We start from the raw sequence: 15,689 nt of genomic DNA, 5'->3' as shown, positions 1-15,689 counted from the left end.
TTGATTATCCATGCACACTAGCAAACTCCGCATCACGCAACTCAACGCGGCGAATTTTACCAGAATCAGTTTTCGGTAACGCTTCAACAAACTCAATCCGGCGCGGGTACTTATACGGAGCCGTTTGTTCTTTCGTAAATGTTTGTAATTCATGCACAAGGTCTTCCGTGCCCTCGTATCCATCTTTTAAGACGATGAAAGCTTTTACGACTGTACCGCGGATTTCGTCAGGACTTGCGACAACAGCGACTTCTTTTACGGCTGGGTGATGTGTGAGCGCGTCTTCTACTTCGAACGGTCCAATCGTGTAGCCAGAGCTAATAATAATATCGTCATTTCGTCCTTGGAACCAGTAATAATTGTCTTCATCGCGGATAGCGCGGTCACCAGACACGAAATAATCACCGCGAATCGCTTTTTGCACACGTTCTGGTTCTTTATAATACTCTTTGAAAAGTGCTGGGAAGTCTCTGCGCATTGCGATGTCCCCAATTTCACCGACACCGACTGGAGTTCCTTCAGCATCAATAATTGCCATGTATTCTGGCATAATCGGTTTACCCATCGAACCAGGGCGGATTGGCGTATCAACCAGTGTCCCAATCAATAATGTACTTTCCGTTTGACCATAACCGTCGCGCACTTTAATATCAAAATTGTCTTGGAAAACTTGAATAACTTCGCGGTTTAAAGGTTCTCCTGCTGATACGGCGCTACGAAGGGCACTTAAATCATGTTCGCGTAAATTATTTACTTTAGCCATTAAACGATATTCTGTTGGCGTACAGCATAGCACATTGATTTTTTCTTCTTCCAGTAAATGTAGTTGTTTTTCTGGAATGAAGCGACCGTTGTAAATGAAGCCAGTCGCACCTTTTCCAAGTACAGAAAGGAACGGAGACCAAACCCATTTTTGCCAACCAGGACCTGCTGTTGCCCAAACAATATCGTCCTCATGAATGTCTAACCAATGATCAGCTGCGATACGAATGTGCGCGTAACCCCAACCGTGAATATGTACAACACCTTTAGGATTACCAGTAGTTCCACTAGTAAATGCAAGCAGACAAGCGTCATCTCGAGACGTTTCTACGCGTTCAAATTCAGTCGATGCAGTTTCCATTAGTGTTTCGTAGTGATCCCAGCCGGATAATTTTTCGCCAACAATAATTTTTTTCGATACAGAAGGAATATTTTCGATTTTATCAAATTCAGCGGTCATTCCATTGTAAGAAACGATTGCTTTTACGTTAGCATGGCGGATGCGGTATTCTAAGTCATGTGCTTTAAGAAGCTCAGATGCCGGGATGATAATCGCACCAGCTTTCCACAAGCCCATGTAAATGGCATAAGTTTCTAGTAGTCTAGGCGTCATAACAATGACATGGTCGCCTTTTTTAACACCCGCATCTTTTACAACGTTAGCAAATTTGCTCGCTTGTTCCAGCAAGTGGCGGTAACTCCAAGTTTTTGTTTCATTGTGTTCGTTTTTCCAAATTAAAGCAGTTTTTTCAGAACTAAATTTAGCAATCTCGTCGGTGATATTATAAAGTTCTGGAGCAATTAATTTCTCTGAATTCATAATGATTCTCCTTTGCAAGTAGATTGTATATTTTGATAATTTTGTTTTAGTACCTAGTATTAATATATGGTAATATAAATACTTTATGAAAGCAACTAAAAGTATTCCTGTGAAAATTTGAGCAGATTATTCTTACATCTAATACAAGCTATGATAAAATGGCAGTGAGTGATTTTTGAGAAATGAGGTGCATAGATGGAACAAGATTTCTTTATGCAACAAGCGCTTGAGGAGGCGAAGAAGGCACGGGAAATTGGAGAGGTTCCAATTGGTGCAGTTGTTGTTTTAGATGGAGAAATTATTGGTCGCGCACATAATTTACGCGAAACTACCCAGAATGCTGTGACTCATGCGGAGTTACTTGCAATTGAAGATGCTTGTAAACACCAAAATTCTTGGCGTCTTAGTGGCGCAGAACTATATGTCACGCTAGAACCATGTCCGATGTGCAGTGGAGCAATTTTACTTTCGCGAATTGACAAAGTTTATTACGGAGCAAAAGATCCAAAAGCCGGAACAGCAGGCTCATTAATGAATTTATTACAGGATGATCGATTTAACCATACGTGTAAAGTAGAAGCTGGATTATTAGAAGCCGAAAGCAGCGCGATGTTAAAAAGTTTCTTCCGGGAATTGCGAAAACGTAAAAAAAAGAATAGGTCTTAATACTCATTATACTAAATCATGCTTTTACGATTTCTATTGTGAAATAAAAAGCAATAAGTCTTATCAACATTTACAGCCACTTAATAATTGCGAAATTTATCACAATCTCTCAAAAATAAAATAACATCTAAAGTACTAAATAAATTTACCTTAAAATAGGATAAAATATACTCCAGATAGAACTCATTATAAAGTAAAAATCTTTCTTAACTAGTTCCTAAACCCGTGAAAAATAAGGATTACATATTATTTTATTATGCTTTGTGAATTACAGAGCAACTGGGCGCATCACTTTGGGCGGTTTTTCACAAGGTTTTTAAGAAAGAAGCAAAAAAGCAAGGGACTAAACAGCAATTTTAAGCATAAAAAGGAGGAGAAAAGGGTGGATAAACTATTTTTAGCCCGTTTTCAATTCGCATCAACAACGATTTTCCATTTTTTATTTGTACCACTTTCAATTGGACTTGTATTTATGGTTGCTCTTATGGAGACGTTGTATGTCGTGAAGGGGAAAGAAATTTACAAAAAAATGTCGAAGTTTTGGGGACACATATTCCTAATTAACTTCGCAGTCGGTGTCGTAACCGGTATTATTCAAGAATTCCAGTTTGGGATGAACTGGTCGGATTACTCTAGATTTGTTGGGGACGTATTCGGAGCACCACTTGCTATCGAAGCGTTACTAGCATTCTTTATGGAATCTACGTTTATCGGACTTTGGATTTTTGGTTGGGACAAACTTGGCAAAAAGCTTCATTTAGCTTGTATTTGGCTTGTTTCAATCGGAACAATCATGTCTAGTTTCTGGATTTTAGCCGCAAACTCATTTATGCAACATCCGGTTGGTTTTGAATTTAAGAACGGCCGCGCAGAAATGAATGACTTCTTGCAACTTATTACTAATGGACAACTACTTGTGGAGTTCCCGCACGTTATATTCGGGGCATTTGCCACTGGGGCCTTTTTCATTGCTGGTGTCAGTGCGTATAAGATGCTCAAAAAACAAGATGTCGCCTTCTTTAAACGATCATTCCAAATTGCAATGGTCATGGCGGTAATAGGTGGATTTGGTGTGGCTTTCAGTGGTCACTCGCAAGCACAATACTTAGTTAAAACTCAACCTATGAAAATGGCAGCAACAGAAGGGATATGGGAAGATACAGCTGACCCAGCTCCGTGGACGATGATTGCCAAGATCAACCCAGAAGAGAAGAAAAACGAATGGGAAGTCAATGTCCCGTACGCGCTAAGTTTCTTATCTTATGGAACATTAACTGGTAGCGTGGAAGGTATGAACACGCTGCAAAAACAATACGAAGAAAAATATGGTGAAGGTGACTACATCCCACCAGTTAAAACAGCATTTTGGAGCTTCCGTATCATGGTTGGCGCTGGTATGTTAATGATTTTATTCGCATTAATTGGTATCGTGCTTGCTTGGAAGAAAAAACTCGTTAATGCAAAATGGTATTTACGTTTCATGATTCCAATGATTGGCTTCCCGTTCCTAGCGAACTCCATGGGTTGGATTATGACAGAAATAGGGCGACAACCATGGGTAGTTTTCGGTTACATGAAAACCGCTGATGCCGTATCGCCAAACGTTTCATCAGGACAAATTTTGTTCTCGATAATTGCGTTCTCGACTATTTATACGATTTTAGCCATTCTATTGGTTTACTTGTTTATACGTGAAATTAAAAAAGGACCAGACGGACACAAACCAGAAAAAGCAGAGATTTCCGTAGATCCATTTGATAAGGGGGATGAAAGCTTTGTCACTAAATGAGTTATGGTTTCTATTAATCGCCATCTTATTCATTGGATTCTTCTTCCTTGAAGGTTTTGACTTTGGTGTTGGGATGTCTACACGATTTATGGCTAGAAATGCACTGGAACGGCGCGTACTCGTTAATACGATTGGACCGTTCTGGGATGCAAATGAAGTATGGCTATTAACTGCAGGGGGCGCGATTTTCGCGGCTTTCCCAAACTGGTATGCAACAATGTTTAGTGGGTATTATATTCCACTAGTATTCTTATTACTTGCTTTAATTGGTCGCGGGGTTTCTTTTGAATTCCGTGGTCAAAAAGATTCACCGCTTTGGATAAAAACGTGGGATTGGGTTATTTTCTTCGGTAGTATTTTACCGCCATTCCTATTTGGTGTATTATTTGCTAGTTTGATTCAAGGTATGCCGATTAATAGTGATATGGATATGTATGCTGGTTTCTTTGATTACATTACCGTATTCTCCGTATGGGGTGGCGTGACGATTACGCTTATGTGCCTACTTCACGGGTTACTATTTATTACTTTACGTACAGAAGAAGATATTCAAGATCGTGCTCGTCGTATGGCGAAACGTGTTTGGTTTATTACTGTACCAGCTTTAGTAATTTTCGTTGTACTTGCTTACTTCAATACAGATATGTTCCAAGTTAGACCTGTACTTGTACCACTGATGATTGGAATTGTAGTCGTTATGTACGTGCTATCTGCCCTGTTTATTTGGAAAGATCGTGATATTTTAGCATTTACATTCGGCGGACTTGGAATTGTCTTCACGATTGCGACGATTTTCGTGTCACTATTCCCACGTGTAATGATCAGCTCTATCAACAGTGCGTTTGATTTAACTATAGAAAATGCAGCTTCCGGACAATATTCGCTAAGTGTGATGACGATAGTTGCCGTTACGCTATTGCCGTTTGTTCTTGGTTACCAAATTTGGAGCTACTATGTTTTCCGTAAGCGCGTTTCTAGTAAGGAGAAAATGACGTATTAATGGGAAAAGATTTAAGGAACTACAAAGGAATTAAAAAAATAATGGCGATTCTCGCAGTTTTCACGCTTGTTCAAGGTGCTGCGATTATCGTGATGGCGATAACTTTAGCTCGCGCGATTACTGACTTATTTCACGAGCATCCATTTCAATCAGTCACAATACAAATAGGTCTCTTCGCGGGGGCCTATTTCTTGCGTCACTTTTTGAACGTATGGAAAAAACAAATCGTTTATCGCTATGCTGCAAAACTTGCGAAGACAATGCGAGAAGAATTACTAGATAGTTTGTTCGCGCTTGGACCGCGTTTTGCACGAGCGGAAGGAACTGGGAAAGTTGTAACGATGGTAATGGAAGGTGTAGCTGACTTCCGGAATTATTTAGAACTGTTTCTACCTAAAATGATGAATATGGCTATTATTCCAGCGATGATTTGGGTTTATATTGCTTTTCAAGACTGGACTTCCGCTTTTATTTTGATGATTACTTTGCCAATTTTAATTGTGTTTATGATTATTCTAGGATTAGCCGCGAAAAAACAAGCTGATTCGCAGTTTGAAACATATCGTGTGCTGTCCAATCACTTTGTAGATTCGTTAAAAGGTTTAGAGACTTTGAAATACTTAGGATTAAGTCATGACCATGAAGGAAAAATTGCTTCGGTTAGTTCGCGCTACCGGAAAGCTACGATGAAAACGTTACGAGTGGCATTTATGTCTTCATTTGCGCTAGATTTCTTTACAATGCTTTCAATTGCGCTTGTTGCCTTATTCTTAGGTCTTGGCCTTATTGACGGTAATATGAACTTGCCGATTGCGCTAAGTGTTTTAATCCTTGCGCCAGAATACTTTTTACCAGTGCGTGAAGTTGGCTCGGATTACCATGCCACACTTGACGGGCAGGAAGCGGGTCGAGTTATTCAAGGGATTATTGACCAAGCTAAAGCGGACAAGCCAGAAACGGACGCTTTACCGCTAACTCCATTTGCTGAAAATACCGAGTTCTCCTTTGAAAAAATTACTGTGAAGCACGGCGCGGATGATGCTGAATCGCTACATGAAGCAAGTTTTACTGTGAAAGGTTTTGAAAAAATTGGGATTATCGGTGCGACTGGTGCTGGGAAATCGACGTTAATTGATGTTTTAAGTGGCTTTTTGACACCAACTTCCGGAGATTTTCGCTGGAATGGAAAAACTGGTGCGGCGCTTGCTTCAACTGATTGGCAAACCCAAGTAACTTATATTCCGCAACATCCGTACCTTTTCCATGATACAATCGCTGGAAATATTCGCTTTTATCATCCTAATTCTACTGAAGAGGAAATGAAAAAAGCAGCCGAATCAGCTGGTTTAAATAAGCTTGTGGCCGGGCTTGAAGATGGCTATGAAACGCTTGTTGGGGAATCAGGGCGGATGCTTAGTGGCGGGCAAGAACAACGTGTTGCACTTGCTCGGGCTTTCTTAACGGATCGTCCAGTTGTACTAATGGATGAGCCAACAGCGCACTTAGATATTGAAACAGAATACGAACTAAAAAAACCAATGCTAGACTTATTTGAAAATCGACTTGTTTTTTTCGCGACGCATCGTTTGCACTGGATGCTTGAAATGGACAGAATTATCGTTTTAGATCACGGGGCTGTGGTCGAAACAGGAACGCACGAGGAACTACTGGCGCGTAAAGGGTTCTATTACAATTTAGTCAAAGCCCAATTGGAGGAAGTATGATGCGAAAAAGTAGCTGGATTATCCCATATATTAAAGAAAATCGCGGCTTGTTTTTACTTGTCATTTTCCTTGGAACACTGACTTTTGCCTCAGCTGGAGCGCTTATGTTTACATCGGGTCATTTGATTTCAAAATCGTCCCTGATGCCAGAATCAATTATGGCTGTCTATATTTCAACCGTTGGAGTGCGCGCATTTGGTATTATGCGCTCGGTTTCACGCTATGTAGAACGCCTTTCGAGCCATTCGCTTGTGCTTCGAATTTTAGAAAAAATGCGTGTTAGACTGTATCGTTTACTTGAACCTCAAGCGCTACTACTCAAATCGCGCTATAAAACTGGCGATATTCTAGGTTTGCTTGCAGGTGATATTGAACATTTACAAAACTTCTATTTGACTACGATGCTACCGGCAATTGTTAGCCTTGTACTTTACGCAATCGTCGTTATTTCACTTGGAGCATTTTCAATTCCATTTGCGGCGCTTTTCGTACTTTTAATTGGACTACTCGTGCTTGTGCTGCCATGGGTCTCCCTTTTATATGCTCGCGGCAAGAATGCTTATTTAAAACAAGGTCGAAACAGTTTGTATCAAAAATTTACTGACGCTGTTTTTGGTATTAGCGATTGGAAATTTAGCGGTCGTGAAAAAACATTTATTACGAATTATGAAAAAGACGAGGCGGATATGCTTCGAACTGAAAATAAACAGTTTCATTTTGTTAATTGGCGTGATTTCTTTAGCCAGTTAGTTGTTGGTTTTATGGTTATCGTGATGGTCTATTGGAGCACAGCTGAGTCTCGTGATGGCGCGTTTTCTGGAACAATGATTGCTGCTTTCGTTTTAGCTATAATGGCTCTTGCAGAAGCGTTTGTACCAGTTTCAAGCGCTATTAGTGATAAATCGCTCTACCAAGATTCGCTAGCCCGTCTAGACAAAATAGAAGACCCGGCGCTTCCAACCTTTGAAGAAGAAACGAAAGAAATTGCCCGCATTAATACCGAAAATGTAGTTTTAAAAGCAGAAAATTTATCTTTCGCTTACGATAAAAAGTCGTCTAAAATCTTAGACGGTTTTGACTTTACACTTGAACAAGGTGAAAAAGTGGCGATTATCGGTCGAAGTGGTACAGGGAAATCAACTTTTCTTAAATTGGTTCAAGGAGCTTTACTACCAACAGCTGGAAAAGTAACAATGAACGGTGTTGAGGTGGAGAATTTAAGACCGCAAATTCCTGAAATTACATCAATGTTAAATCAAAAAGCACATCTTTTCAGTACAACGGTTTTAAATAATATTCGCTTAGGAAATCAAGATGCCACCGATGAGGAAGTTTATGCGGCGGCAAAAAAAGTTCAGTTACATGATTTTATTATGAGTATGCTAGATGGCTACCATACACAAATGAGTGAGATGGGCGAGCGTTTTTCTGGCGGGGAACGTGGTCGGATTGCACTAGCTCGGATTTTACTTCAAAATACGCCGATTGTTATTTTAGATGAACCGACAGTAGGACTTGATCCCATTACAGAACGAGATTTGCTAGCAACTATTTTCGAAACATTAGCCGATAAATCACTCATTTGGGTAACGCATCATTTAGTCGGAGCAGAGAAAATGGACCGAGTATTATTTTTAGAAGAAGGAAAAACATTGATGGAAGGCCGCCACGCCAAATTAATGGCAGAGGAACCAAGATATAAACGGCTTTATCAATTAGATAGACCTATTGAATTATAGAAAAAAGCTTGCTAAGAAAAAACTTAGCAAGCTTTTTTGTAGTACTTCCTTAACATTTGTAACAATATTGTAATTTAAAATTGACTTTTGACTCATTTCTGCTTATGATTAATATATGAAAAAACGAAAGGGGAATTTATTATGAAAAAATTCCACGGGCTTGTACTTATAGCTTTGTTAACTAGTCTTATCATTCCATTTTCATTGGCAGCAAGCGCTGAAACAAATGAAAATGGTAACAATGTAACTCCAACAGAAGATAAAATAACAGATACTACTAAAAATACAATCACTGAAGATCCTTCAAAAACACCTGAACCGCCAAAAGAAGCACCAAAGACTAAAACTACTGAACCACAAAAGGCTACTGAACCACAGAAGAATACTACACCAACAACTATCGACATTACCGATTCAGCTGAAGTTTATTCCTATGAACAAAACGATAAAATTGCGCTAAAAGATTTTACAGACACATTAACAACACATACAGGTACTAAATTAGTAAATTATCGCTTAGCAGAGAATTCTAAACTGAATACAGCAGAACCAGGTATCCATGTTATCACCTTACTTGGGGAAAATGAAGAAGGCAAAACTACAGCAGTCAAATTAAATTATTTAGTAAAAGAAAAAACAGCCCAATTAACTGTCACAGATATGAATTTTGATTTAGAAACAAAGATTTTTACTGGAAAAACGAAACCATTCGCAAGTGTCTACATTACTTCTCCCGTAGATGAAAATTTTGGCGAGGGAGTAACAAAAGCAGATAAAGATGGCAATTTTTACGCGCAGTGGGCTACAGTGCCGAAAAAAATCTTCGCTTATGCTTTCGATGAAGCGGGTAATTTCAGCGAAGAAGTAACCTATGAAGTTCCAACGAAAAAAGAAAATGACGTGGTTGTTAAAGCTCCGGCAAACGTGAAAAAAATCGAAACAACTAACGCAGTAAAAAGTGCGACAGCTAAACCAAGCACACCTAAAGCATCCAAAGAAGACTTACCTGCAACAGGGGATCAAGGCGTGGAATGGATTTTCGTTGTAGCAGGTGTTATAGTTATCCTTATAGCAATATTACTATTACGCAAACGAAAAAAATAAGCTAATTGTCATAGGGAATAACTCGAAAAAAGGAGCGAATAATGAAGAAGTTATTAAGCGGTTTAATTATTGTTCTAATGGTTAGCCTCCTTGGTCACTCCTTTAACGCCGAAGCAGCAACGTATGAAAAAATCATTTACGACAAAGCAGTTAATTTAAAAGGGGTAGTCAATCAGTCGAAGCGAAACGATGGTATTACTAACAAAATATACAAGACAAGTAGTAGTGTAAAATATCTCGGTTCGGCAAAAAAGTATGATAAAAAGACACTCATTATTACTCGCGAAGGAAAAACAGCTAGAGCAAAATGGTATTATTGCAAGCTCGGAAATACGAATATTGGTTGGATTGACGCCCGAGCTTTCACGAATATCGGCAAACCAACTATCGCTGACACCGTTCCAGCACTTTGGAATAGTAAAAAAGCAATTATTACAACAAAACCAAAAAGCACTACAGCAACGACTTACTTTTTCCAGAAAAATAGTGCCGGCAATTGGTATGAAGTTCGCCATTTTACGAGTCATATTGGAAAATGGGGTTTTGATCCAAAGTTCTCTGAAAAAAGCTCAGGGACACCAGTTGGCGTTTACCGCACAGGCATTGCTTTTGGTCAAAAAGGAAATCCAGGTACGAAATTAACTTTTAAAGCAATTACTAATCGTAGTTATTGGATTTCTAATTCTAAAGATAAAGCTTATAATACCTGGCAGGAACGTTCTTCTTCTAGTTCTGCCGACGAAAAAATGAAAATCCCACAATACATGTACGGGATGGAAGTTAAATACAATGCTAAACGTATAAAGGGAAAGGGTTCTGCTGTGTTTTATCACGTAGACTCCCCGAAATATAATTATACTTTAGGTTGTGTAGCACAAAGCGCAGCAAACACAAAAGAAGTACTTAAATTCGCCGATAAAAACACATTAATAGTGCTAGGCGAAGAAAGCCGAATTAAAACATTTAATACGATAAACTAAGCTAGAGAAATTCTCTAGCTTTTTCTTTTGCAAAAATCCAAGTAGCCTAGCCCCAAAATTTATACTATTTGACGTATAATGAAAAGATACAAAGATATGAGGTGAAATGTTTTGACGAGCAAATCTTACATAATGGGCGTAGATATTGGGACTTCAAGTACAAAAGCAGTACTTTTCAATGAACGTGGTGAGGTCATTTGCCGGGAAGCTACGCATTATGAATTAGTAACGGATGAAACGGGGAAAGCGGAAGAGAGTCCTACTGAAATTTTTGAAGCAGTCATAACATCTATCCAAGGCGTAATGAAGGATATAGATAAAACAGAACTAAGAGGCATATCATTTAGTTCGGCGATGCATAGTTTAATTATGGTAGGAGCAGACGGAGAGCTTTTAACTGAATGTATCACTTGGGCGGACGGACGAAGCAGTGAGGCGCTTGAAAATATAAAAAGGGATAATTACTTGTTTCAACTATATGAAGCGACAGGGACGCCAATACATCCAATGAGCCCCTTTGCTAAAATTTGTTGGCTAAAAGAAGATGAACCACAATTATTCCATCGCGCGGAGAAATTTGTCGATATTAAATCTTACATTCTGAATCGTTTGTTTGGCGTCTGGGTGATGGATGAATCGTTAGCATCAGGAACCGGACTTTATAACATTTTAGAACATGACTGGGAATTTGAAGCAATGGAAATCATCAAATTAACCCCAGATTATTTGCCAAAAGTAGTTCCAGAAACCTACCAATTACATGGCGTGAAAAAAGAATACGCGGAATTAATGGGTATTCCGGAAAACTTGCCATTTATTGTAGGTGGAAGTGATGGAGCGCTTGCTAATATTGGTATTCAAGCAACAGGGCGAAATGATGTGACGATTACTGTAGGTACGAGCGGGGCAGTTCGGAAATTAACAAATGAATTTCAGGTGGACTCGCGTGGTCGGACATTTTGTTATGGTGCCGGGGATGGCTATTTTATCGCTGGTGGAGCCGTCAATAATGGCGGAAAAGTAGTGGAATGGGGATTACAGCAATTCGGATCTGAAGGTGAGATTATGAATCGCGATTTTGCAAGTTTCATTGCTCATATAGATGAAGTAGCTCCTGGCGCATCTGGATTGCTCTTTCAACCTTATTTACTTGGCGAGAGGGCTCCGTTTTGGACTAACGATATTCGCGGGGGCTTTGTTGGGCTCACGATTAATCATTCCAAAGCACATTTTATTCGCGCGATTTTAGAAGGAATTGCGTTTAATCTCGCGGAAGTCTATGAAGCAGTTTCGGCTCCGGATGATATTATTTATGTGACGGGTGGTATTTCTGGGCATGATGCTTGGTGTAGATTGCTGGCTGATATTTTAGACCGGGAAGTTCGCGTGCCACATACAATTGAAGGTTCTAGTTTAGGCGCTGCAATTATCGGAATGCGCTCGCTGGGAATTTTAAAAACGTTGAATCTGGAACAAACGCTTCCAATTAAAGCAGTCTATCATCCTAGTGAAAACACGAAGAAATATGCAGAATTACGCCCAATTTTCAAACAAGTAACAACACAATTAATGGCTAGCTACAGCATGCTAAATAGCTGGCAAAAGAAGTTTGATTATAACAGCTAATTTTTGTGTTTCATGATATAATCACTAAAAGAAAAGCGATAATGTGAAGTAAGGGGGAGAAGACTATGAATAAGAAAATAGTATGGATAGCTTTAACATTAGTAGGTATTTGCGTAGTTGGAACAATTATTGCAGCAATCATGAGTGTTTACTTACGTTAAAAAATATTTCCCCGTTTTCTACTTGCACTTTTTACACTAAAAAGGTACACTAGTAATTGAGCTCTTTTCAGAGTTTGCGCTAAATAATTTTTTATTTGGCACTTAATTATTGGTAGCAAATTTGTCGTGCTAGACGGGGAGGTAGCGGCGCCCTGTAACCCGCAATCCGCTCTAGCGGGGTTGAATTCCTCATTTGAGGCATCGTAATTGTTTGGTCTGCCCTTGACAAGTGGTGTTGAAGGTTGGGTCTTGCGCAATGGGAACCTGTGAACCATGTCAGGTCCGGAAGGAAGCAGCATTAATCAGTGCTTCTCATGTGCCGCGAGGTTGCCTGGCCCGAGCTAACTATCAAGGTAACGCAGGTGATTGCATGTCGAGGTGAGGTGCGCGACACTAATTTTAAATATATTAAGGACTATTTTGCTTATCGCGAAATAGTCTTTTTTCTACAAAGCAGCTACTAAACTTATAAAAGTAATGTATAATCCTCCATAAACTGGTACAATATAATTTAGTAAAGCAATTCATGACAAAGGATGAAAATAATGCAACAACTAAAATCTAAAAAGAAATGGCTGCCCGCTTTAATCATTGCAGTTTTAATAGGAATCCTTGTAATCTTAGCAATTATGTTTGGCTTTTTTCAGCGCCAAGAAGTATTCGATAAATACGACGTTGCTTACGAAATAGACGGCAAGTTATATGAGGTTTTTCCAATTAGTGCAACCGATATCGGGGTAGATAAAAAATCTAAAGACAAGCACCTCTACTTCCGTGTAAATAGTTATTACAATATCGATTATTTATTCCGTCTAGCGTATAAACAATATGAAATAAATGAACCTTCGACAAATAAATATTACTCAGGTTTGATTGACTACAGCGTGGCCGATAATGCTTACGTTACACAAAAAGATGTGTATATCACAAACAATGAATCTTATGCAACATATGACTTTTTTGATAAAAATGGCAAGAAAATCTATTCTTATAATCCTGAAGAAACCTCAAACGATGATTATATCGTCCGGATTAAACCTACCATTTTACAAGGTTACGAAAAAAGCGACATTGGTAGTTATGATGATTACTTAGATATTACAAGCTTGTTTAAAGACAAACTTGGTATGAATGTAAAAGTTCGAATTGATGAGGATAAAGAAATGGTCATCTTTTCTATTAACTAAAAAAAGAGCCCCGGTAGCGGGGGCTCTTTTTTGTTTGAAGTGGATTAATCGTCGTCTGTTTCACGTTCGGCTGGCTTTTTCTTTTGTTCTTCCACAGTTTTTGGTTCTTTTATATCATCTGGAAATACAATCGAAAAATGCTCTTTTTTCACAACTTTGCTATTTTTCGACTCTTCCGGCATATCACGTTTTACTGCCATATTTATCACCTCGAATTGTTGGTATTACTTAGCTTATGCTCATTATAACACAGAAAGAAGAATCTATGAATTAAGTGAAACTGTGTAATGTTAGCGCTTACTTACACAGTTTTTTAGGTATGTGTGTAATAGTGCTTCATCGGTATAAATGATAACGATTACAAGCGATAATCGTATATTTTCTTACTCTTAGATACTTGGCACGGAAATTGCAATAGATTAAAGTGAATCTAAATGTAAGCCTTATCATGAAGCGGAGAGGAGGACTCCCAAAATTTCACGAGGTCCTGCAAAGATTCCATCTGGTTTGTTTTAGCAGTAGAGATTGCTAAAACAACGTAAACAGATATAGTTGATAAACCTAAAGGGGAAGATACATAGAAATTATATTTTGTTTAAAGAGATGAGCAGTAAATAAAAAAGGTTAATGGGAGGATAAAATATGAATGGTTTGACAGCATTTTTAGAGAAATATTTTGTACCAGTAGCTGCTAAAATTGGTTCGCAAAAACATTTAGTGGCGCTACGTGATGCTTTTATTTCTACAATGCCAATTACAATGGCTGGGTCAATTGCAGTACTTTTAAATGCGTTTTTTAGGGATTTTCCAACTGACTGGGGATGGACAGGATTTGTGGAAGCAATGCAACCACTTATCGGGATTAATGGATATGTATACAATGGGACGTTAGCAATTGTTTCAATTATTTTTGCATTTTCACTAGGTTACAATTTATCAAAAGCGTATGAAGTAGATCGATTAGCTGGGGGGCTAGTGTCTCTTGCTGCTTTTGTTATGAACTTAACTGTTACTGTAAGCTTAGACGCAGTAAAAGCTGCTATTGCGGCTTCTAATGCTAATTTTGATGTCAATACTTTACCAAAAGAATTTGCTGGGATTTACGGGTTCTTTAATCTTAGTCAAGTAAATGGTACCGGATTGTTTACTGCAATGATTTTCGGTTTTATATCAACTATTATTTATGCGAAATTAATGCGCAGAAATATTATTATCAAAATGCCAGATTCTGTTCCACCGGCTGTAAGTAAAGCTTTCGCGGCAATCATTCCTGCGTTAGTTGCACTTTATGTTGTTGGTATTATTGACTGGGCATTCTTCAAAATCACTAATATGGACGTTATTACTTGGATTTCCAAAACAATTCAAGAACCGTTATTATCACTTTCGCAAGGGTACGGAGCTGTTTTACTAGTTACTTTCTTAGTACAACTACTATGGTTCTTCGGGATTCATGGTCCAAACGTACTTGCTCCGGTTCTAGAGTCACTTTGGGGTACAGCACAACTACAAAACATTAGTGCAGCACAAGAAGGCGCTAAATTACCATTCGAATGGGTACGTGGTTCTTTCGATGCGTACGTATGGATGGGTGGATCAGGCGGTACACTTGTACTAATTATCGCTTTACTAATGTTCTCGAAACGAGCGGATGCACGAACAGTTGCGAAATTGTCTCTTGCACCAGGTATATTTAATATTAACGAACCAATCATGTTTGGTTTACCAATCGTATTAAATACAATTTACTTAATACCTTTCATTATCGCACCAATGGTAATGGTAACAATCGCTTACTTTGCAACAACACTTGGCATTGTCGGCCCAGTTAAAATTGCAGTAGTTTGGGTAATGCCGCCACTTCTGAATTCCTTCTTAGCAACCGGGGGAGATTGGATGGCACCAGTAATTTCACTCATAAATATGGTCGTCGCGTTCTTGATTTGGGTACCATTTGTTATTACCGCAAATCGCGTTGGTGTACCGGAAGAAGAGATGAAAGCTTAGAAAATAATAAGTTTCTGGCTAGGTGCAGCTAATTGTGCCTAGCCAGTATATCATGTAGGAAATCCTGCGCCATTTTTATTCATTGCAAGAAGCGAAAGATAACGTTAAACTATAGAAAAGGAGG

General features: G+C 38.8%; 12 protein-coding genes and 1 other RNA gene. 11 read left to right on the top strand and 2 right to left on the bottom strand.

Features of this window, described 5'->3' with window-relative positions; genetic code table 11:
- Positions 1–4: 4 nt before the first annotated feature.
- The gene (mbcS, locus tag PQQ29_RS13825) at positions 5–1,582 is read right to left on the bottom strand and encodes an acyl-CoA synthetase MbcS (protein ID WP_187983824.1); all 1,578 of its coding nucleotides are present in this window, start codon (positions 1,580–1,582) and stop codon (positions 5–7) included.
- Positions 1,583–1,777: 195 nt separating this feature from the next.
- Here mbcS and tadA point away from each other — a divergent pair, with 195 nt between their 5' ends.
- From tadA to PQQ29_RS13775, 10 genes are all read left to right on the top strand, one after another.
- Positions 1,778–2,248: a tRNA adenosine(34) deaminase TadA gene (gene tadA / locus PQQ29_RS13820; protein WP_003764308.1), complete on the top strand. Its 471-nt coding sequence runs from the start codon at positions 1,778–1,780 to the stop codon at positions 2,246–2,248.
- A gap of 382 nt (positions 2,249–2,630) precedes the next feature.
- Entirely contained in the window at positions 2,631–4,037 is a 1,407-nt protein-coding gene (locus PQQ29_RS13815; RefSeq protein WP_003722078.1) for a cytochrome ubiquinol oxidase subunit I, read from the top strand.
- Positions 4,024–5,037: a cytochrome d ubiquinol oxidase subunit II gene (cydB, locus tag PQQ29_RS13810; RefSeq protein ID WP_003727651.1), complete on the top strand. Its 1,014-nt coding sequence runs from the start codon at positions 4,024–4,026 to the stop codon at positions 5,035–5,037. Before PQQ29_RS13815 ends, cydB begins: the two co-directional genes overlap by 14 nt.
- On the top strand, positions 5,037–6,761 hold the full coding sequence (gene cydD, locus PQQ29_RS13805; RefSeq protein ID WP_112119990.1) for a thiol reductant ABC exporter subunit CydD: 1,725 nt from the start codon (positions 5,037–5,039) through the stop codon (positions 6,759–6,761). The genes cydB and cydD overlap by 1 nt, the downstream gene beginning before the upstream one ends.
- Complete coding sequence (gene cydC, locus PQQ29_RS13800; protein WP_187983825.1) at positions 6,761–8,500, top strand: thiol reductant ABC exporter subunit CydC; 1,740 nt, start codon at positions 6,761–6,763, stop codon at positions 8,498–8,500. The genes cydD and cydC overlap by 1 nt, the downstream gene beginning before the upstream one ends.
- 141 nt (positions 8,501–8,641) lie before the next feature.
- Entirely contained in the window at positions 8,642–9,604 is a 963-nt protein-coding gene (locus PQQ29_RS13795) for an LPXTG cell wall anchor domain-containing protein (protein ID WP_010991414.1), read from the top strand.
- A gap of 41 nt (positions 9,605–9,645) precedes the next feature.
- On the top strand, positions 9,646–10,584 hold the full coding sequence (locus PQQ29_RS13790) for a GW domain-containing glycosaminoglycan-binding protein (protein WP_187983826.1): 939 nt from the start codon (positions 9,646–9,648) through the stop codon (positions 10,582–10,584).
- A gap of 111 nt (positions 10,585–10,695) precedes the next feature.
- Positions 10,696–12,210, top strand: coding sequence for a gluconokinase (locus tag PQQ29_RS13785; RefSeq protein WP_010991413.1), 1,515 nt, complete (start codon positions 10,696–10,698; stop codon positions 12,208–12,210).
- Positions 12,211–12,495: 285 nt separating this feature from the next.
- Positions 12,496–12,762, top strand: an RNA gene (gene ffs, locus PQQ29_RS13780) — signal recognition particle sRNA large type.
- Between the two features lie 154 nt (positions 12,763–12,916).
- On the top strand, positions 12,917–13,558 hold the full coding sequence (locus PQQ29_RS13775) for a hypothetical protein (RefSeq protein WP_010991411.1): 642 nt from the start codon (positions 12,917–12,919) through the stop codon (positions 13,556–13,558).
- Between the two features lie 44 nt (positions 13,559–13,602).
- On the opposite strand, the gene PQQ29_RS13770 is transcribed toward PQQ29_RS13775, so the two are convergent.
- Entirely contained in the window at positions 13,603–13,758 is a 156-nt protein-coding gene (locus tag PQQ29_RS13770) for a hypothetical protein (protein ID WP_003772855.1), read from the bottom strand.
- A gap of 442 nt (positions 13,759–14,200) precedes the next feature.
- Here PQQ29_RS13770 and PQQ29_RS13765 point away from each other — a divergent pair, with 442 nt between their 5' ends.
- The gene (locus tag PQQ29_RS13765; protein WP_010991410.1) at positions 14,201–15,565 is read left to right on the top strand and encodes a PTS sugar transporter subunit IIC; all 1,365 of its coding nucleotides are present in this window, start codon (positions 14,201–14,203) and stop codon (positions 15,563–15,565) included.
- Positions 15,566–15,689: the final 124 nt, after the last annotated feature.

The sequence above is a fragment of the Listeria innocua genome (genome assembly GCF_028596125.1).
Taxonomy (GTDB): Bacteria; Bacillota; Bacilli; order Lactobacillales; family Listeriaceae; genus Listeria; species Listeria innocua.
The sequence above is the reverse complement of the archived record's forward strand: the minus strand, read 5'-3'. Positions and strand labels throughout refer to the sequence as shown.